The organism is Arthrobacter globiformis (genome assembly GCF_030815865.1).
Classification (GTDB): Bacteria; Actinomycetota; Actinomycetes; order Actinomycetales; family Micrococcaceae; genus Arthrobacter; species Arthrobacter globiformis_B.
This window is the reverse complement of the sequence record NZ_JAUSXI010000001.1, coordinates 4,555,849-4,568,893: the sequence shown is the minus strand read 5'-3', so window position 1 is coordinate 4,568,893 and position 13,045 is coordinate 4,555,849. Positions and strand designations below refer to the sequence as shown.

General features: G+C 66.2%; 13 protein-coding genes. 10 read left to right on the top strand and 3 right to left on the bottom strand.

Annotated elements, in window-relative coordinates:
- Nucleotides 1–3 precede the first annotated feature (3 nt).
- Nucleotides 4–1,029 carry a LacI family DNA-binding transcriptional regulator gene (locus QFZ33_RS21345; protein ID WP_307030760.1) on the bottom strand — a complete coding sequence of 342 codons (1,026 nt, stop codon included), beginning with the start codon at nucleotides 1,027–1,029 and terminating at the stop codon, nucleotides 4–6.
- A 176-nt stretch (nucleotides 1,030–1,205) separates the two neighbouring features.
- On the opposite strand from QFZ33_RS21345, the gene QFZ33_RS21340 reads away from it, so the two are divergent.
- From QFZ33_RS21340 to QFZ33_RS21305, 8 genes are all read left to right on the top strand, one after another.
- Nucleotides 1,206–1,571, top strand: a complete 366-nt coding sequence (locus QFZ33_RS21340) for an L-rhamnose mutarotase (RefSeq protein ID WP_307030758.1) — start codon at nucleotides 1,206–1,208, stop codon at nucleotides 1,569–1,571.
- A 45-nt stretch (nucleotides 1,572–1,616) separates the two neighbouring features.
- A complete protein-coding gene (rhaI, locus tag QFZ33_RS21335; RefSeq protein WP_307030756.1) occupies nucleotides 1,617–2,783 on the top strand; it encodes an L-rhamnose isomerase in 1,167 nt (388 codons plus the stop codon).
- A gap of 4 nt (nucleotides 2,784–2,787) precedes the next feature.
- Entirely contained in the window at nucleotides 2,788–4,842 is a 2,055-nt protein-coding gene (locus QFZ33_RS21330; RefSeq protein ID WP_307030754.1) for a bifunctional aldolase/short-chain dehydrogenase, read from the top strand.
- A 5-nt stretch (nucleotides 4,843–4,847) separates the two neighbouring features.
- The gene (locus QFZ33_RS21325; protein ID WP_373427311.1) at nucleotides 4,848–6,338 is read left to right on the top strand and encodes a rhamnulokinase; all 1,491 of its coding nucleotides are present in this window, start codon (nucleotides 4,848–4,850) and stop codon (nucleotides 6,336–6,338) included.
- Between the two features lie 90 nt (nucleotides 6,339–6,428).
- On the top strand, nucleotides 6,429–7,733 hold the full coding sequence (locus QFZ33_RS21320; protein WP_307030750.1) for an MFS transporter: 1,305 nt from the start codon (nucleotides 6,429–6,431) through the stop codon (nucleotides 7,731–7,733).
- Between the two features lie 306 nt (nucleotides 7,734–8,039).
- The gene (locus QFZ33_RS21315; protein WP_373427310.1) at nucleotides 8,040–9,188 is read left to right on the top strand and encodes a 3-deoxy-7-phosphoheptulonate synthase; all 1,149 of its coding nucleotides are present in this window, start codon (nucleotides 8,040–8,042) and stop codon (nucleotides 9,186–9,188) included.
- A gap of 98 nt (nucleotides 9,189–9,286) precedes the next feature.
- Nucleotides 9,287–9,499 (top strand): helix-turn-helix domain-containing protein, encoded by a 213-nt coding sequence (locus QFZ33_RS21310; protein WP_003797758.1) that lies wholly within the window; start codon nucleotides 9,287–9,289, stop codon nucleotides 9,497–9,499.
- A gap of 222 nt (nucleotides 9,500–9,721) precedes the next feature.
- A complete protein-coding gene (locus tag QFZ33_RS21305; protein WP_003792170.1) occupies nucleotides 9,722–9,820 on the top strand; it encodes a 30S ribosomal protein bS22 in 99 nt (32 codons plus the stop codon).
- A 155-nt stretch (nucleotides 9,821–9,975) separates the two neighbouring features.
- On the opposite strand, the gene QFZ33_RS21300 is transcribed toward QFZ33_RS21305, so the two are convergent.
- Nucleotides 9,976–10,794 carry an HAD family hydrolase gene (locus QFZ33_RS21300; RefSeq protein ID WP_307030748.1) on the bottom strand — a complete coding sequence of 273 codons (819 nt, stop codon included), beginning with the start codon at nucleotides 10,792–10,794 and terminating at the stop codon, nucleotides 9,976–9,978.
- Between the two features lie 83 nt (nucleotides 10,795–10,877).
- Between QFZ33_RS21300 and QFZ33_RS21295 the strand changes: the two genes are divergently transcribed.
- Together QFZ33_RS21295 and QFZ33_RS21290 are read left to right on the top strand one after the other, a co-directional pair.
- Nucleotides 10,878–11,135 (top strand): glutaredoxin family protein, encoded by a 258-nt coding sequence (locus QFZ33_RS21295; RefSeq protein ID WP_307030746.1) that lies wholly within the window; start codon nucleotides 10,878–10,880, stop codon nucleotides 11,133–11,135.
- Nucleotides 11,136–11,221: 86 nt separating this feature from the next.
- Nucleotides 11,222–11,926: a redox-sensing transcriptional repressor Rex gene (locus QFZ33_RS21290; RefSeq protein WP_307030744.1), complete on the top strand. Its 705-nt coding sequence runs from the start codon at nucleotides 11,222–11,224 to the stop codon at nucleotides 11,924–11,926.
- 97 nt (nucleotides 11,927–12,023) lie between these two features.
- Here QFZ33_RS21290 and QFZ33_RS21285 read toward each other — a convergent pair whose 3' ends face one another.
- Nucleotides 12,024–12,893: a hypothetical protein gene (locus QFZ33_RS21285; protein WP_307030742.1), complete on the bottom strand. Its 870-nt coding sequence runs from the start codon at nucleotides 12,891–12,893 to the stop codon at nucleotides 12,024–12,026.
- Nucleotides 12,894–13,045: the final 152 nt, after the last annotated feature.

Genomic DNA, 13,045 nt, shown 5'->3' with positions numbered 1-13,045 from the left:
CCGTCAGTGGGGCGCTTCGGCGCCCGCGGTGCTGTGCCTGACCACCAGCTCGGGCGTGAAGACGACGGCCCTGTGCCGCGGGTGCTGCGCGTCCAGTTCCTCCGTCAGGAGTTCAATGGCGGTCCTGCCGATTGCGTCGGTGGGCTGGCGGATGGAGGAGAGCGGTACGACGGCGGACACGGCGAAATCGATGTCGTCATAGCCGATCAGGGCCACATCTTCCGGAATGCGCACGCCGTTCATCATGGTCAGCGACTGCATCACTCCGAGCGCCAGCAGGTCGTTGGCGCAAAAGATGCCGTCCGGCATGTCCCCGGCGCCCCGGCCCACGAGCCTGTTGCCCACGCCGCGTCCGGCAAGCACGGACTGGCCGTCGGAATCGAGTACCTCCAGCGCTGCCCCGTCCACCTCGGCCACGGCGCGGCGGGCGCCGAGAAGGCGGTCGGACACCTGGCGGATGGACAGCGGCCCACCCACGAAGGCCAGCTTCCTGCGCCCGAGATCGAGGAGGTGCCGGGCTGCAAGGTAGCCCCCGGCGTCGTCATCCACCGACACGGAGCTGAAGCGGTCCTCGTCAGCCAGCCGGTCCACCAGGACCGTGGGGACGCCGCGCTGCCGGAGCGCATCCAAGCGGTCGGCCACGTCGCCCACCGGGGAGATGAGCAGGCCCTGGACCCGCTGTTCCTGGAAGAGGTCGATGTAGTGCGATTCCCGGTTCGCGTCGTGGCCGCTGTCGCCCAGCAGCACGGCGCTGCCGTTCACTGCCGCCGCATCCTCGGCGGCACGGACCAGCGAGGTGAAGAACGGGTTGCCGACGTCCAGGACCACGACGCCGATGGTCCGGCTGTGCCCGGCGCGCAGTTGCCGGGCGGCGTCGTTGCGGACGAAGCCGAGCTCGTCGATGGCCTTCAGTACCCTGTCCTTTGTGCGCTTGGAGACGCGGTCCGGGTTGTTGAGGACGTTGGAAACCGTTCCCACCGCAACCTGAGCGTGGTTGGCGACGTCCTTGATGCTGGCTGCCCGCGACATTCTGCTGAACCTCCGAAGATCGATTTGCCCGCCCGGGTGAAACGCTTGACACCCTTCTTCCACCCAGAGTACTTTGAATCGTAACAATGAAACGATTCAAAGGCGGAGAATATTCAAAGCCGAACGAATTCGCTTCCGCTTTTCCGCCGTAGCCGAAACGTCCACAGGAGTACAACATGAGGGTTTGCTTCCGATCCTCCGTCCAGCCGGAGCTGCTGGCGGAATACCGCCGGCGCCACGCTGCAGTCTGGCCGGAGATGCTGGCTGCCCTCAGGGAGGCAGGCTGGAATAACTACTCGCTGTTCCTGGACAACGACGGGCTGCTGATCGGTTACCTCGAATGCGACGACTTCGACGCGGTGCGGGCCCGGATGGCCCTCACGGACGTCAACGACCGCTGGCAAGCGGAGATGGCCACGCTCTTCCGGGACAGTGATGTTCCGCCCGACGAGGGCTTCCGGGTCGTCGACGAGGTGTTCAACCTCGACGAGCAGTTGGCCGCCGCCACCGGCAGCAACGCTGACGCCGCCGCCAAACACTAAATCTTCAAATTACTTTCACTGGCAAACACTGACGAAAGAAAGATCATGAACAACACAGCATCGGCACTGGGCCGGCTTTCGGAGCTTGCGATCGAGGTCCCATCGTGGGCCTACGGCAACTCGGGCACGAGGTTCAAGGTGTTCGGCACGCCCGGTACCCCGCGCACCGTCCAGGAGAAACTGGCGGACGCCGCCAAAGTCCACCACCTCACCGGCCTGGCGCCCACCGTGGCGCTGCACATCCCGTGGGACAAGGTGGACGACTATGCCGCCCTGAAGGAGTACGCGGCCGGCCTCGGTGTGGGGCTGGGCACGATCAACTCGAACACATTCCAGGACGACGAGTACAAGTTCGGCTCGCTGACGTCATCGGACGACGCCGTCCGGCGCCGCGCGATCGACCATCACTTCGAGTGCATCGACATCATGCATGCCACCGGGTCCCGGGACCTGAAGATCTGGCTCGCGGACGGCACCAACTACCCCGGCCAGGATGACATGCGCGGCCGGCAGGACCGCCTGGCAGAGTCCCTGCAGGAGATCTATGCCCGCCTGGGCGAGGACCAGCGCCTGGTGCTGGAGTACAAATTCTTCGAGCCGGCTTTCTACCACACGGACGTTCCGGACTGGGGCACCTCATACGCGCAGACCCTGGCGCTGGGCGAGAAGGCCTTTGTCTGCCTGGACACCGGCCACCACGCCCCCGGCACCAACATCGAGTTCATCGTCATGCAGTTGCTGCGCCTGGGCAAGCTGGGCTCGTTCGACTTCAACTCGCGCTTTTACGCCGACGACGACCTGATCGTGGGCGCGGCGGACCCGTTCCAGCTGTTCCGGATCATGTACGAGGTGATCCGCGGCGGCGGCTTCGGCAAGGACTCCGGGGTTGCGCTCATGCTGGACCAGTGCCACAACCTGGAGGAGAAGATCCCGGGCCAGATCCGCTCGGTCCTGAACGTCCAGGAGATGACCGCCCGGGCCCTGCTCATCGACTCCGAGGCATTGACCGAAGCGCAGCGCTCCGGCGACGTCCTGGCCGCGAACGCCGTGTTCAACGACGCCTTCTACACCGACGTCCGGCCCGTCCTGGCCGAGTGGCGTGAATCCCGCGGGCTGCCCGCGGACCCGCTGGCTGCCTACAAGGCCAGCGGCTACCAGAAGAAAATCAACGAGGACCGCGTGGGCGGCCAGCAATCAGGATGGGGCGCATAAGGGCATGAACATGCAGAACACAGCAACCAACAAGACGGTCCAGGACCTTATCGCCCGTTCCAACCGCCTGGGCGCGGACAAGCGGAACACGAACTTCGCCGGCGGCAACACCTCCGCGAAGGGCGCCGAAAAGGATCCTGTCACCGGGGAGGACGTCCAGCTCCTCTGGGTGAAGGGCTCCGGCGGGGACCTCGGCACGCTGCAGCCGCAGAACCTCGCGGTGTTGCGCCTGGACCGGTTGCAGGCGCTGAAGAACGTCTACCCCGGCGTGGAGCGCGAGGACGAGATGGTCGCGGCCTTCGATTACTGCCTGCATGGCAAGGGCGGCGCCGCACCGTCCATCGACACCGCCATGCACGGGCTCGTGGACGCCGCACATGTGGACCACCTGCACCCCGACTCGGGCATCGCCATCGCCACTGCCGCCGACGGTGAAGCGCTGACCGCGAAGATCTTCGGCGACAAGGTGGTTTGGGTGCCCTGGCGCCGGCCGGGTTTCCAGCTGGGACTGGACATCGCCGCGATCAAGGACGCCAACCCGCAGGCCATCGGTACCATCCTGGGCGGGCACGGCATCACCGCCTGGGGCGAGACCAGCGAGGAAGCCGAAGCCAACTCGCTCTGGATCATCGAACAGGCCGAGCAGTACATCGCCCAAAACGGCAAGGCCGAACCCTTCGGCCCGAAACTGCCCGGTTATGCCCCGCTGGCCGACGCCGAACGGCGCGCGAAGGCCGCCGCGCTGGCTCCGGTGATCCGCGGCCTGGCCTCGGCCGACAAGCCGCAGGTTGGCCACTTCAGCGACGATGCCGCCGTGCTGGAGTTCCTCGAGGCCGCCGAGCACTCCCGCCTGGGCGCGCTGGGCACCTCCTGCCCGGACCACTTCCTGCGCACCAAGGTCAAGCCCCTGGTCCTGGACCTGCCCGCGGACGCCTCCATCGAGGACTCCGTGGCCCGGCTCAAGGAACTGCACGCCGCCTACCGTGAGGACTACCAGGCCTACTACGACCGCCACGCGGACCAGGACAGCCCGGCCCTGCGCGGTGCGGACCCCGCGATCGTGCTGGTCCCGGGTGTGGGGATGTTCTCCTACGGCAAGGACAAGCAGACCGCCCGCGTCGCCGGGGAGTTCTACCTGAACGCGATCAACGTGATGCGCGGCGCCGAGGCGATCTCCACCTACGCCCCGATCGACGAAGCCGAGAAATTCCGGATCGAGTACTGGGCCCTGGAGGAAGCCAAGCTGGCCCGGATGCCCAAGCCCAAGTCCCACGCGACCCGCATCGCCCTGGTGACCGGCGCGGCGTCGGGCATCGGCAAGGCCATCGCCACCCGCCTCGCCGCGGAGGGCGCCTGCGTGGTCATCGCGGACCTGAACCTCGGTAACGCGCAGGCCGTCGCGGCCGAACTCGGCGGACCGGACGTCGCCGTCGGCGTCCAGGCAGACGTCACCAACGAGGCCCAGGTGGCCGCCGCCATCGATGAAGCGGTGCTGGCCTTCGGCGGCGTGGACCTGGTGGTTAACAACGCCGGCCTGTCCATCTCCAAGCCGCTGCTGGAAACCACCGAGAAGGACTGGGACCTGCAGCACAACGTCATGGCCAAGGGCTCGTTCCTGGTGGCCAAGGCTGCCGCGAAGGTCATGATCGAGCAGGGCCTGGGCGGGGACATCATCTACATCTCCTCCAAGAACTCAGTGTTCGCCGGCCCGAACAACATCGCCTACTCCGCCACCAAAGCCGACCAGGCCCACCAGGTCCGCCTGCTCGCCGCGGAACTGGGCGAGTACGGCATCCGCGTCAACGGCATCAACCCCGACGGCGTGGTCCGCGGCTCCGGGATCTTCGCCGGCGGCTGGGGCGCCAAACGCGCCGCCGTCTATGGCGTGGACGAGGAAAAGCTGGGCGAGTACTACGCCCAGCGCACCCTGCTCAAGCGCGAGGTCCTGCCCGAGCACGTCGCCAACGCCGCGGCCGTGCTCACCAGCAACGAACTCTCGCACACCACCGGCCTGCACATCCCCGTGGACGCCGGCGTCGCGGCCGCCTTCCTGCGTTGAGTACCGTGCCAACTGCCAGTGTCGACGGCGGCCTGTTCGCGGCCGTCGACATCGGCGCCTCCTCCGGGCGGGTCATCCTGGGACGCATCGGCACTGGAGCAGACGCCGCCGACGGCGGTCCGGCGCGGGCCACGCTCGACGTCGTGCACCGTTTCCCCAACGCCGTGATGCAGTCCGACGGTGGCCTCCGCTGGGACTTCGACGCCCTCTTCGCCGAGGTGCTCACCGGCCTCGCTGCCGCCGGCAAGGCTGCAGCGGAGCAGGGGGAAACGATCATGAGCATCGGCATCGACACCTGGGCGGTGGACTACGGCCTGGTCAACAAGGCCGGCGAGCTCACCGCGCAGCCGTACAGCTACCGGGACGAGCGCAGCCGCGCCGCCGTCGCCCGGGTGCACGGCAAACTGGACCCGGCACGGCTCTATGCCACCACGGGGCTGCAGTTCCTGCAGTTCAACACGCTCTACCAGCTCGCCACCGAACCGGACCTGGACGGGCTGCAGGCGCTGCTGATCCCTGACCTGATCGCATTCCGGCTCACCGGGCAGCGCCGCACCGAGGCCACCAACGCCTCCACCACCGGGCTGTTCGACGCCCTAGCGGGGGAGTGGGCCAGCGAGCTGTTTGGATCCATGGGCCTGCCCAAGGATCTGTTCCCGCCGCTGATCCAGCCGGGCGAAACGTTGGGAACGCTGCTGACCGGAATCGCCGAACGGACCGGGCTGCCAGCGGCAACGAAGGTGGTGGCCGTCGGCTCGCACGACACCGCCTCGGCCGTCGCCGCTGTTCCCGCGGAGCAGGAGAACTTCGCCTACATCTCCTCAGGGACATGGTCCCTCGTGGGGCTGGAGCTGAACAGCCCGGTGCTCACCGAAGCCAGCCGCGCGGCGAACTTCACCAACGAGCGCGGCGTGGACGGCACCACCCGGTACCTGCGCAACGTCGGCGGGCTGTGGCTGCTCAGCGAATGCCAGCGCGCCTGGGCGGAGGGCGGCTACCGGCCCGCGATCGGGGATCTCCTCGACGCGGCCGCGGCGCTCCCGCCCAGCGGGCCGCGGATCAACCCCGACGATCCCGCCTTCATCGCCCCGGACAACATGCCGGACCGCATCCGCGCCGCAGCGCGCAACACCGGCGCCGTCCTTCCCGACGACCCGGCAGCGATCGTCCGCTGCATCCTGGACAGCCTCGCCGCAGGCTACGCCCGCACCATCGCCGACGCCGAACGCCTCGCCGGTGTTGGGGTCGACGTGGTGCACATCGTCGGCGGCGGCTCGCAGAACGCGCTGCTCTGCCAGCTCACCGCCCAAGCAACCGGCAAACCCGTCATCGCCGGCCCAGTTGAGGCGACAGCCCTCGGCAACGTGCTCATCCAAGCGCGGGCAGCAGGCGTGGCCACCGGCGGTTTGCCGCAGCTTCGCAGGATCGTCGGCGCCGGAACCAGCCTGCGCCGCTACGAGCCTCTCGACCTCACCTTGAACTCCTCCACGAACTGACGAGTTGCAGGAGTCCTTGAAACGTATCAATACAGGGCGGGCCAATCGCGGCTGCCCGGTGCCAACGGCGTCGCCGGAGAAAGATTCATTATGACCAACACCCCAGAGATAGGCGGCTGGAAGGCCACTGTCGCGGTATCCATGTCCAACTACATCGAAGCCGGATCCATTATTGCCTTGGCGACAAGCCTCACGCTGTGGCAGGAGTATTTCGGATTCAGCAACCTTGTTGTTGGGCTTATTGCCGCCCTGAGCGCCAATGCGTTCGGTGCTGCAGTCGGCGCGCTGATCGGCGGCCCACTCGGCGACCGCTACGGCCGCAAGTTCATCTACACCTACGACCTGATCCTGTACATGATCGGCACAGCCCTGGTGATTTTTGCCGTGGCCCCCTGGATGCTCATCGTTGGCGTGATCCTCACAGGGATCGCAGTCGGAGCCGGCGTGCCCGTCGCCTGGACCTACATCGCGGAAGAGGCGCCCTCTGAACAGCGGGCCCGGCACGTGGGTACCGCGCAGTTTGCGTGGTCGCTCGCTCCGGCCCTGGTGTTCCTCCTTGCTACCGTCGTCGTTCCGCTGGGGTTGCTGGGTAGCCGTCTGGTCTTCGCCCACCTCTTCGTCATTGCATTCGTCACTTGGTGGATCCGCCGCCGACTTTCCGAATCCCACACCTGGAAGAAGTCGAACGAAGCGCGTCTGCTGGAGGAGGCATCCGGCGTCAAGCGCCGCAACTACCGCGAATTGCTGACGAACGCCACCAACCTGAAGGCCCTTCTTTTCCTCGTGGGCGTTTATGCCCTCTGGAACCTGGTTGCCGGCCAGATGGGCATATTCATGCCGCGCGTCTACGAGTCGTCCGGGGTTGAATCGTCCGCTGAGCAGAATCTGCTGCAGGTGTTGCTGTGGACGCTTACGGTCCTAGCGACGTATTTCGGCTTTATGAAGTACGGCGACCGCATTGACCGCCGCCTGCTATACGGGATCGGCGCCGTGCTGGGCCTTGCCGCCTGGGTCCTGCTGGTCTTTGTCCACGTCACAATGCCGGTATTGATACTCTTCGCGGCACTGTGGGGTCTTTCGGCCGGCATCGGAGCCCAGGCCTTCTACGCTCTGTGGGCAGCCGAAATGTTTGCGACCCGCTACCGGGCCAGCGCGCAGGGCGTGCTCTTTTTCGTCGCCCGCATCGTTGTCGGCCTGCTGAGCTACTGGTTCCCGACGCTGCTGGCCGAGCAAGGTGTCCCCTTTGTTGGCCTCATCATGATCGGGGCGTTGGTGGCCGCCATGGTCATCGGGATTATCTGGGCACCGGACACCCGGGGCAAGAGTTTGGAACAGATCGAGCAGGAACGCTACGGCGAGCCTGCCAAGCAGCGGGTGGAACAAACCACGGCGTAGACCTGGCCCGCCCCTGACGGCCCCGCCCAGCCAGCAACTGCCGGGTGGGCGGGGTCTCTTTGGGCTGGTGCGTGGTCCGACTGTGACGCAGCCGATTTGGCGATCTACCAGGGTGGGCTTATGGTCGTTTCCATGACTAACCGTTGGTATGCGTATTTTTCGTTGGCTCTGGAGGGGCCCGCGTCTAACTGACACGCATCCAACTTTCCTTCAGAGCCAACAGGGCAGAGATCACTCTCTGCCCTTCGCCATATCTACGGCGGGTTCTGATCAGGGGCCCGCTCCCACGCGGAACAGGACCCCAAATTGAGCGCAACAGTCACCGAACCCCAGCAGTCGCCCGCATCGTCGACGTCGAAACGCCAGATCACGTCGAACCTGAGGGTCAGCGAGATCACCGCCCTGCCCACGCCTCAGGAAATGATCGCGGAACTGCCGCTGGACGCGAAGGCGGCCGACGTCGTCGAGCGCGGCCGCGACGAAGTCCGCGCCATCATGGACGGCGTGGACGACCGCCTGCTGGTGATCGTGGGGCCGTGCTCCATCCACGACCCCAAGGCCGGACTGGAATACGCCCGCAGGCTGGTGAGCCAGGCCGAGAAGCACAAGGAAGACCTGCTCATCGTCCTGCGCGCCTACTTCGAAAAGCCGCGCACCACCGTCGGCTGGAAGGGCCTCATTAACGATCCGCACCTGGACGGCAGCCACGACATCGCCGGCGGCCTGCGCGCGGCCCGCAGCTTCCTGCAGCAGGTCACCGCCCTGGGTCTCCCCACCGCCACCGAGTTCCTCGAGCCCATCAGCCCGCAGTACATGGCCGACCTCATTTCCTGGGGCGCCATCGGCGCGCGGACCACGGAAAGCCAGATCCACCGGCAGCTCGCCTCCGGCCTCTCCATGCCCATCGGCTTCAAGAACGGGACCGACGGCGACCTCCAGGTTGCGGTCGACGCCTGCGGCGCTGCCGCCGCAGCCCAGGCTTTCCTCGGGATCGACGGCGACGGCCGGGCCGCCCTGGTGTCCACCGCCGGCAACCCCGACACCCATGTGATCCTCCGCGGCGGCCGGAAGGGCCCCAACTACTCCGCCGCCGACGTCGAAGCGGCCTCCGCCAAGCTCGCCGCCAAGAACCTCAACCCGCGGCTGATCGTGGACGCCAGCCACGCCAACAGCGGCAAGAGCCACCACCGCCAGGCCGAGGTGGCGCTCGAGATCGGCGCCCAGCTCGAGGACGCGGGAACGGCCGCCGGGGCCATTGCCGGCGTCATGCTGGAGAGCTTCCTCGTAGGCGGTGCACAGAACCTCGATGTGGCCGAACACGCTGCCGGACGCTCGGACCTGGCCTACGGCCAGAGCGTCACGGACGCCTGCATGGAGTGGGATGTGACGGCCTCCGTCCTCGAACAGCTGGCCGCATCGTCCCGGAAGCGCCGGGCTTTCACAATGGCCACGTGAGCATCTAGAGTAACTAGCACACGGTTGTTCGATGGCTCAGCATCGGCGCACACCGCAGATAGACCGGCGTCGTTGCTGAGAGCAAAGGAATATGGGTAATGTCCGCAGAGTCGAACTTCTCGAACGCCAAGTTCTTGACCGTGGCCGAGGTGGCTGAGGTAATGCGTGTCTCCAAAATGACCGTGTACCGCCTTGTCCATTCGGGGGAGATGCCCGCCGTCAGGTTCGGCCGCTCCTACCGCGTCCCGGAGACCGCCGTCGAACAGTACCTCAAGGGTGCTGTCGTGGACGGTCATACCGGCACCGCCTAACCGGACCCGACTGACCGCACCGATCCCGTGGTTGCTGCAGCCGCCTTGGGGGCCGCTGCACGCCACAGGAGCTGTGCTGGTCAGGGGGTGCTCCGGATAAGCGGTACGCTGTTAAGGAACGTTTTACGTCACTGTAAGAATCTGTCAGTTGTTTAGTCTGTTGCTCAGTCCACGGACCTTCTCCATCAGACAGGTACTGCATCTAGTTTGTAAGGAACTTTCGTGGGTTCAGTTATTAAGAAGCGTCGCAAGCGTATGGCCAAGAAGAAGCACCGCAAGTTGCTTCGTAAGACCCGTCACCAGCGCCGCAATAAGAAGTAGAGTCCGCTCTACGCGTCAATGCCCGCTCCCTTTCGAGGGTGCGGGCATTTTTGCGTCCCGCGCCGCGCAGGCCGTCCCGCGACGCGCAAAACGCCTGGCGCAGGGGCAAATCCCGTGTCGTGGGGGAATCGGCGCGTCGAAGGGGAAAAGCAGCGTCAGGCGCGGGGGCCGCGGAAGCGGGTGTAGCCCCGCCAGAGGCCGTAGACTGCTCCGCCTGCAGTGGCTGCTTTCAGGCCCAGGGTGGCGGCCCGGCGGCCTGAGCGGAAGTCGTAGACCGGCCAGTTGTGTTCGCGGGCGTGCTTGCGCAGGCGGGCGTCCGGGTTGATCGCCACGGGGTGGCCCACCATCGTCAGCAGCGGGATGTCGTTGTAGGAGTCGCTGTACGCCCAGCAGCGCTTCAGGTCCAGTCCGTGGTTGTCCGCGATGCCCTGGACCGCCACGGCTTTGGCTGCGCCGTGCAGGATGTCCCCGACGAGCCTGCCGGTGTAGAAGCCGTCCTTGGTCTCGCCCACTGTCCCGAGGGCGCCGGTGAGCCCCAGCCGGGTGGAAATCACCGTGGCCACCTCGATCGGCGTCGCGGTGACGAGCCACACCTTCCGGCCCACCCGCAGGTGCTGCTCGGCCAGGGCCTTCGCGCCAGGCCAGATCCGGGAGGCGATCATCTCGTCGTAGACTTCCTCGCCCAGCGCCCTGATGTCCTCCTCCGTGATGCCGGCGGCAAGCCTCAGCGCGGCATCCCGCACCGCGTGGACGTCATTGAGGTTCTCGCCCCGGAGCACGAACTTGAGCTGCTTCCACGCCATACCCGCTGCCTGCGCAATTGTGAAGGCTCCGCGCTGGTGCATTTTCCTGGCCACGTGGAACAGGCTGGCGCCGCGCATGAGGGTGTTGTCGACGTCGAAGAAGGCAGCCTCGCCGTGTTGCTGCTTCGCAACCGGACGGTGGGCCACAGCGACGTACTTCTCCTCGGGCATGCCACTGAGTCTAGTCAATGCAGTACCCCGCACCTGACGGCCGCCGCGTCGCTCACCGCCGGGAACGGCGATACGGTTGAAGCATGGCAAATCCCGACGTCGTTCTCCTCACCAAAGCTGACTGCCACCTGTGCGCCGCGGCACGCGACGCCGTCGGCCGGGTGACTGCCGGGCTGGGACTTGAGTGGACCGAGCGGCAGCTGGACTCCGACGACGAATTGCGCGACCGCTACGCCGAGGAGATTCCGGTGGTGCTGGTGGATGGGATCCAGCGCGACTTCTGGAAGATCGACGAGGCGCACCTGGAGCGTGTCCTGCGCCGGGCCATCGCAGGGGATTAGCTGATTTCGAACAATGGCGTCGGCTTTGTTGACATAACTGATGGGGATTTAGAGTGGACTCACAACGCGACGCAACGGAGCAGATAGTGACTTCGCTCGATCTACCATCCCAAGCCGTGCCCGGGCCAACCGGGCCCACCGGTGCTGCCGGAAAGCAGATTCCGCCGGCGGCCGTGGCCCGGCTGACGATCTACCTGCGTGCCCTGAACTCCTTGCTGGCCGAAGGCACCGAGCGCGTCTCCTCCGAATCATTGGCTGAGCTTTCCGGAGTCAGCTCCTCAACCCTCCGCAAGGATCTGTCCCACGTGGGCTCCTATGGCACCCGCGGCGTGGGCTATGAGGTGCAGTACCTGAGCCGCCACATCGCCGCCGCACTGGGCCTGACGCATGACTGGAAAGTCGCGATTGTCGGCGCCGGCAACCTGGGCAAGGCACTGGCCCGCTACGGCGGCTTCGAATCCAGGGGCTTTGACGTGGTTGCCATCTTCGACGCCGACCAGATGGTGGTGGGCAACGAGGTGGGCTGGCTGCGGGTCAGCGACGTTGCGGACTTGGAAACCGTCCTGGAGCGGACCGGCACCAACATGGTGGTGCTGGCGCTGCCTGCCGCAGTGGCCCAGAGCATCTGTGACCGGGTGGTGGGTGCCGGCGTGCGCAGCATCCTCAGTTTTGCGCCCGTGATGCTCCAGGTGCCCGACGACGTGACGCTGAGGAAGGTGGACATGGCCACCGAGCTGCAGATCCTGGCCTACCACGCGCAACGGGCGCAGACGCCCGGCCAGCCGGAGTAACCTCGGCTTTTCAGGAATCCGCGCCCGTTGGCGGGAAGACTTGTTGCTTTGCGGGGTGCCTGGCGGCTTGCCCGTAGCTAGCAGTTGTGCGCTGCGCCTAGCGGCCGTACGGGCCGCCCGGCTGCGAGTAGGGGTTGGCGAACGGCTGCGGCTTCTGGAAGTATGGTGCCGCTCCCGGCAGGTACAGCATCACGATCGCGGCGATGCCGAGGAGGCCCACCAGGGTGTTCAGGCCCAGCGGGAAAAGGGTGAACACGGAGAGTGCCGCAAAGACGGTGCCCAGGATGCGTGCCCAGTTCTTGCCCTTCCGGACGTTGAACGCCACCAGCGCGTAGAGGCCAGCGCCGATCAGGGCAAAGACCACCATGGTTCCGATGATGAAGCCCTTGACGTCCTCGAACGCGATGTTCTGGCCGCTGCCGCGCAGCTGCTCTTCGAAGGTGCTCCGCATGGCCGGGTCATCCAGGGTGGGAATCGTGATCAGGATGGACAGGATCGACAGGACGCCCGCAGCGATGATCATCCAGAAGGAATAATTCACGAACTTCGGGACGCCGGCGCCGGTGGCTGCCTGGGCCTGTTCCGACGGGTACTGCCCGTAGGGGGACTGGCCGTAAGGGCTCTGGCCGTAGGGGGACTGACCGGACTGCGACTGTCCGTACTGCGGCGGGTTTTGGCCATACGGGGGCTGTCCGTACTCGGGAGCGCCTTGTCCGCCCTGTCCGTACTGTGGCGAGTTCTGGCCGTACTGCGGGGTGCTTTGTCCGCCCTGGCCATACTGCGGAGCATTCTGTCCGTACTGAGGAGCGCCTTGTCCGCCCTGCCCGTCCTGTCCGTACTGCGGTGCGTTCTGGCCGTACTGGGGGGTGCCCTGCCCGAAGCGGGGCTGCCCGTTGCCTGGCTGGGAACCGTCGTCGGGCTCGTTGGAGCCGGGGTCATTGGAGTGCGGGACTGGAGGATTGCTCATGAGCGGTCCTTTGCGTAGTGACGTCTGAATCGGCTACCGGTTCAGACGCCTGCCCTCCCCAGCATGGTTCACTTCCCACCGTACCCCTCAGCGGGTGCGCGGTGGATCATTCCGGAGAGGTATTCCAAAGGCGGGCCAACCTGCGGAAACGC

Excerpts from the sequence above, each read along its gene's own strand:
- QFZ33_RS21345 (WP_307030760.1), bottom strand. The coding sequence starts at position 1,029 with ATGTCGCGGGCAGCCAGCATCAAGGACGTCGCCAACCACGCTCAGGTT.
- QFZ33_RS21340 (WP_307030758.1), top strand. The coding sequence starts at position 1,206 with ATGAGGGTTTGCTTCCGATCCTCCGTCCAGCCGGAGCTGCTGGCGGAA.
- rhaI (WP_307030756.1), top strand. The coding sequence starts at position 1,617 with ATGAACAACACAGCATCGGCACTGGGCCGGCTTTCGGAGCTTGCGATC.
- QFZ33_RS21330 (WP_307030754.1), top strand. The coding sequence starts at position 2,788 with ATGAACATGCAGAACACAGCAACCAACAAGACGGTCCAGGACCTTATC.
- QFZ33_RS21320 (WP_307030750.1), top strand. The coding sequence starts at position 6,429 with ATGACCAACACCCCAGAGATAGGCGGCTGGAAGGCCACTGTCGCGGTA.
- QFZ33_RS21310 (WP_003797758.1), top strand. The coding sequence starts at position 9,287 with ATGTCCGCAGAGTCGAACTTCTCGAACGCCAAGTTCTTGACCGTGGCC.
- QFZ33_RS21300 (WP_307030748.1), bottom strand. The coding sequence starts at position 10,794 with ATGCCCGAGGAGAAGTACGTCGCTGTGGCCCACCGTCCGGTTGCGAAG.
- QFZ33_RS21295 (WP_307030746.1), top strand. The coding sequence starts at position 10,878 with ATGGCAAATCCCGACGTCGTTCTCCTCACCAAAGCTGACTGCCACCTG.
- QFZ33_RS21285 (WP_307030742.1), bottom strand. The coding sequence starts at position 12,893 with ATGAGCAATCCTCCAGTCCCGCACTCCAATGACCCCGGCTCCAACGAG.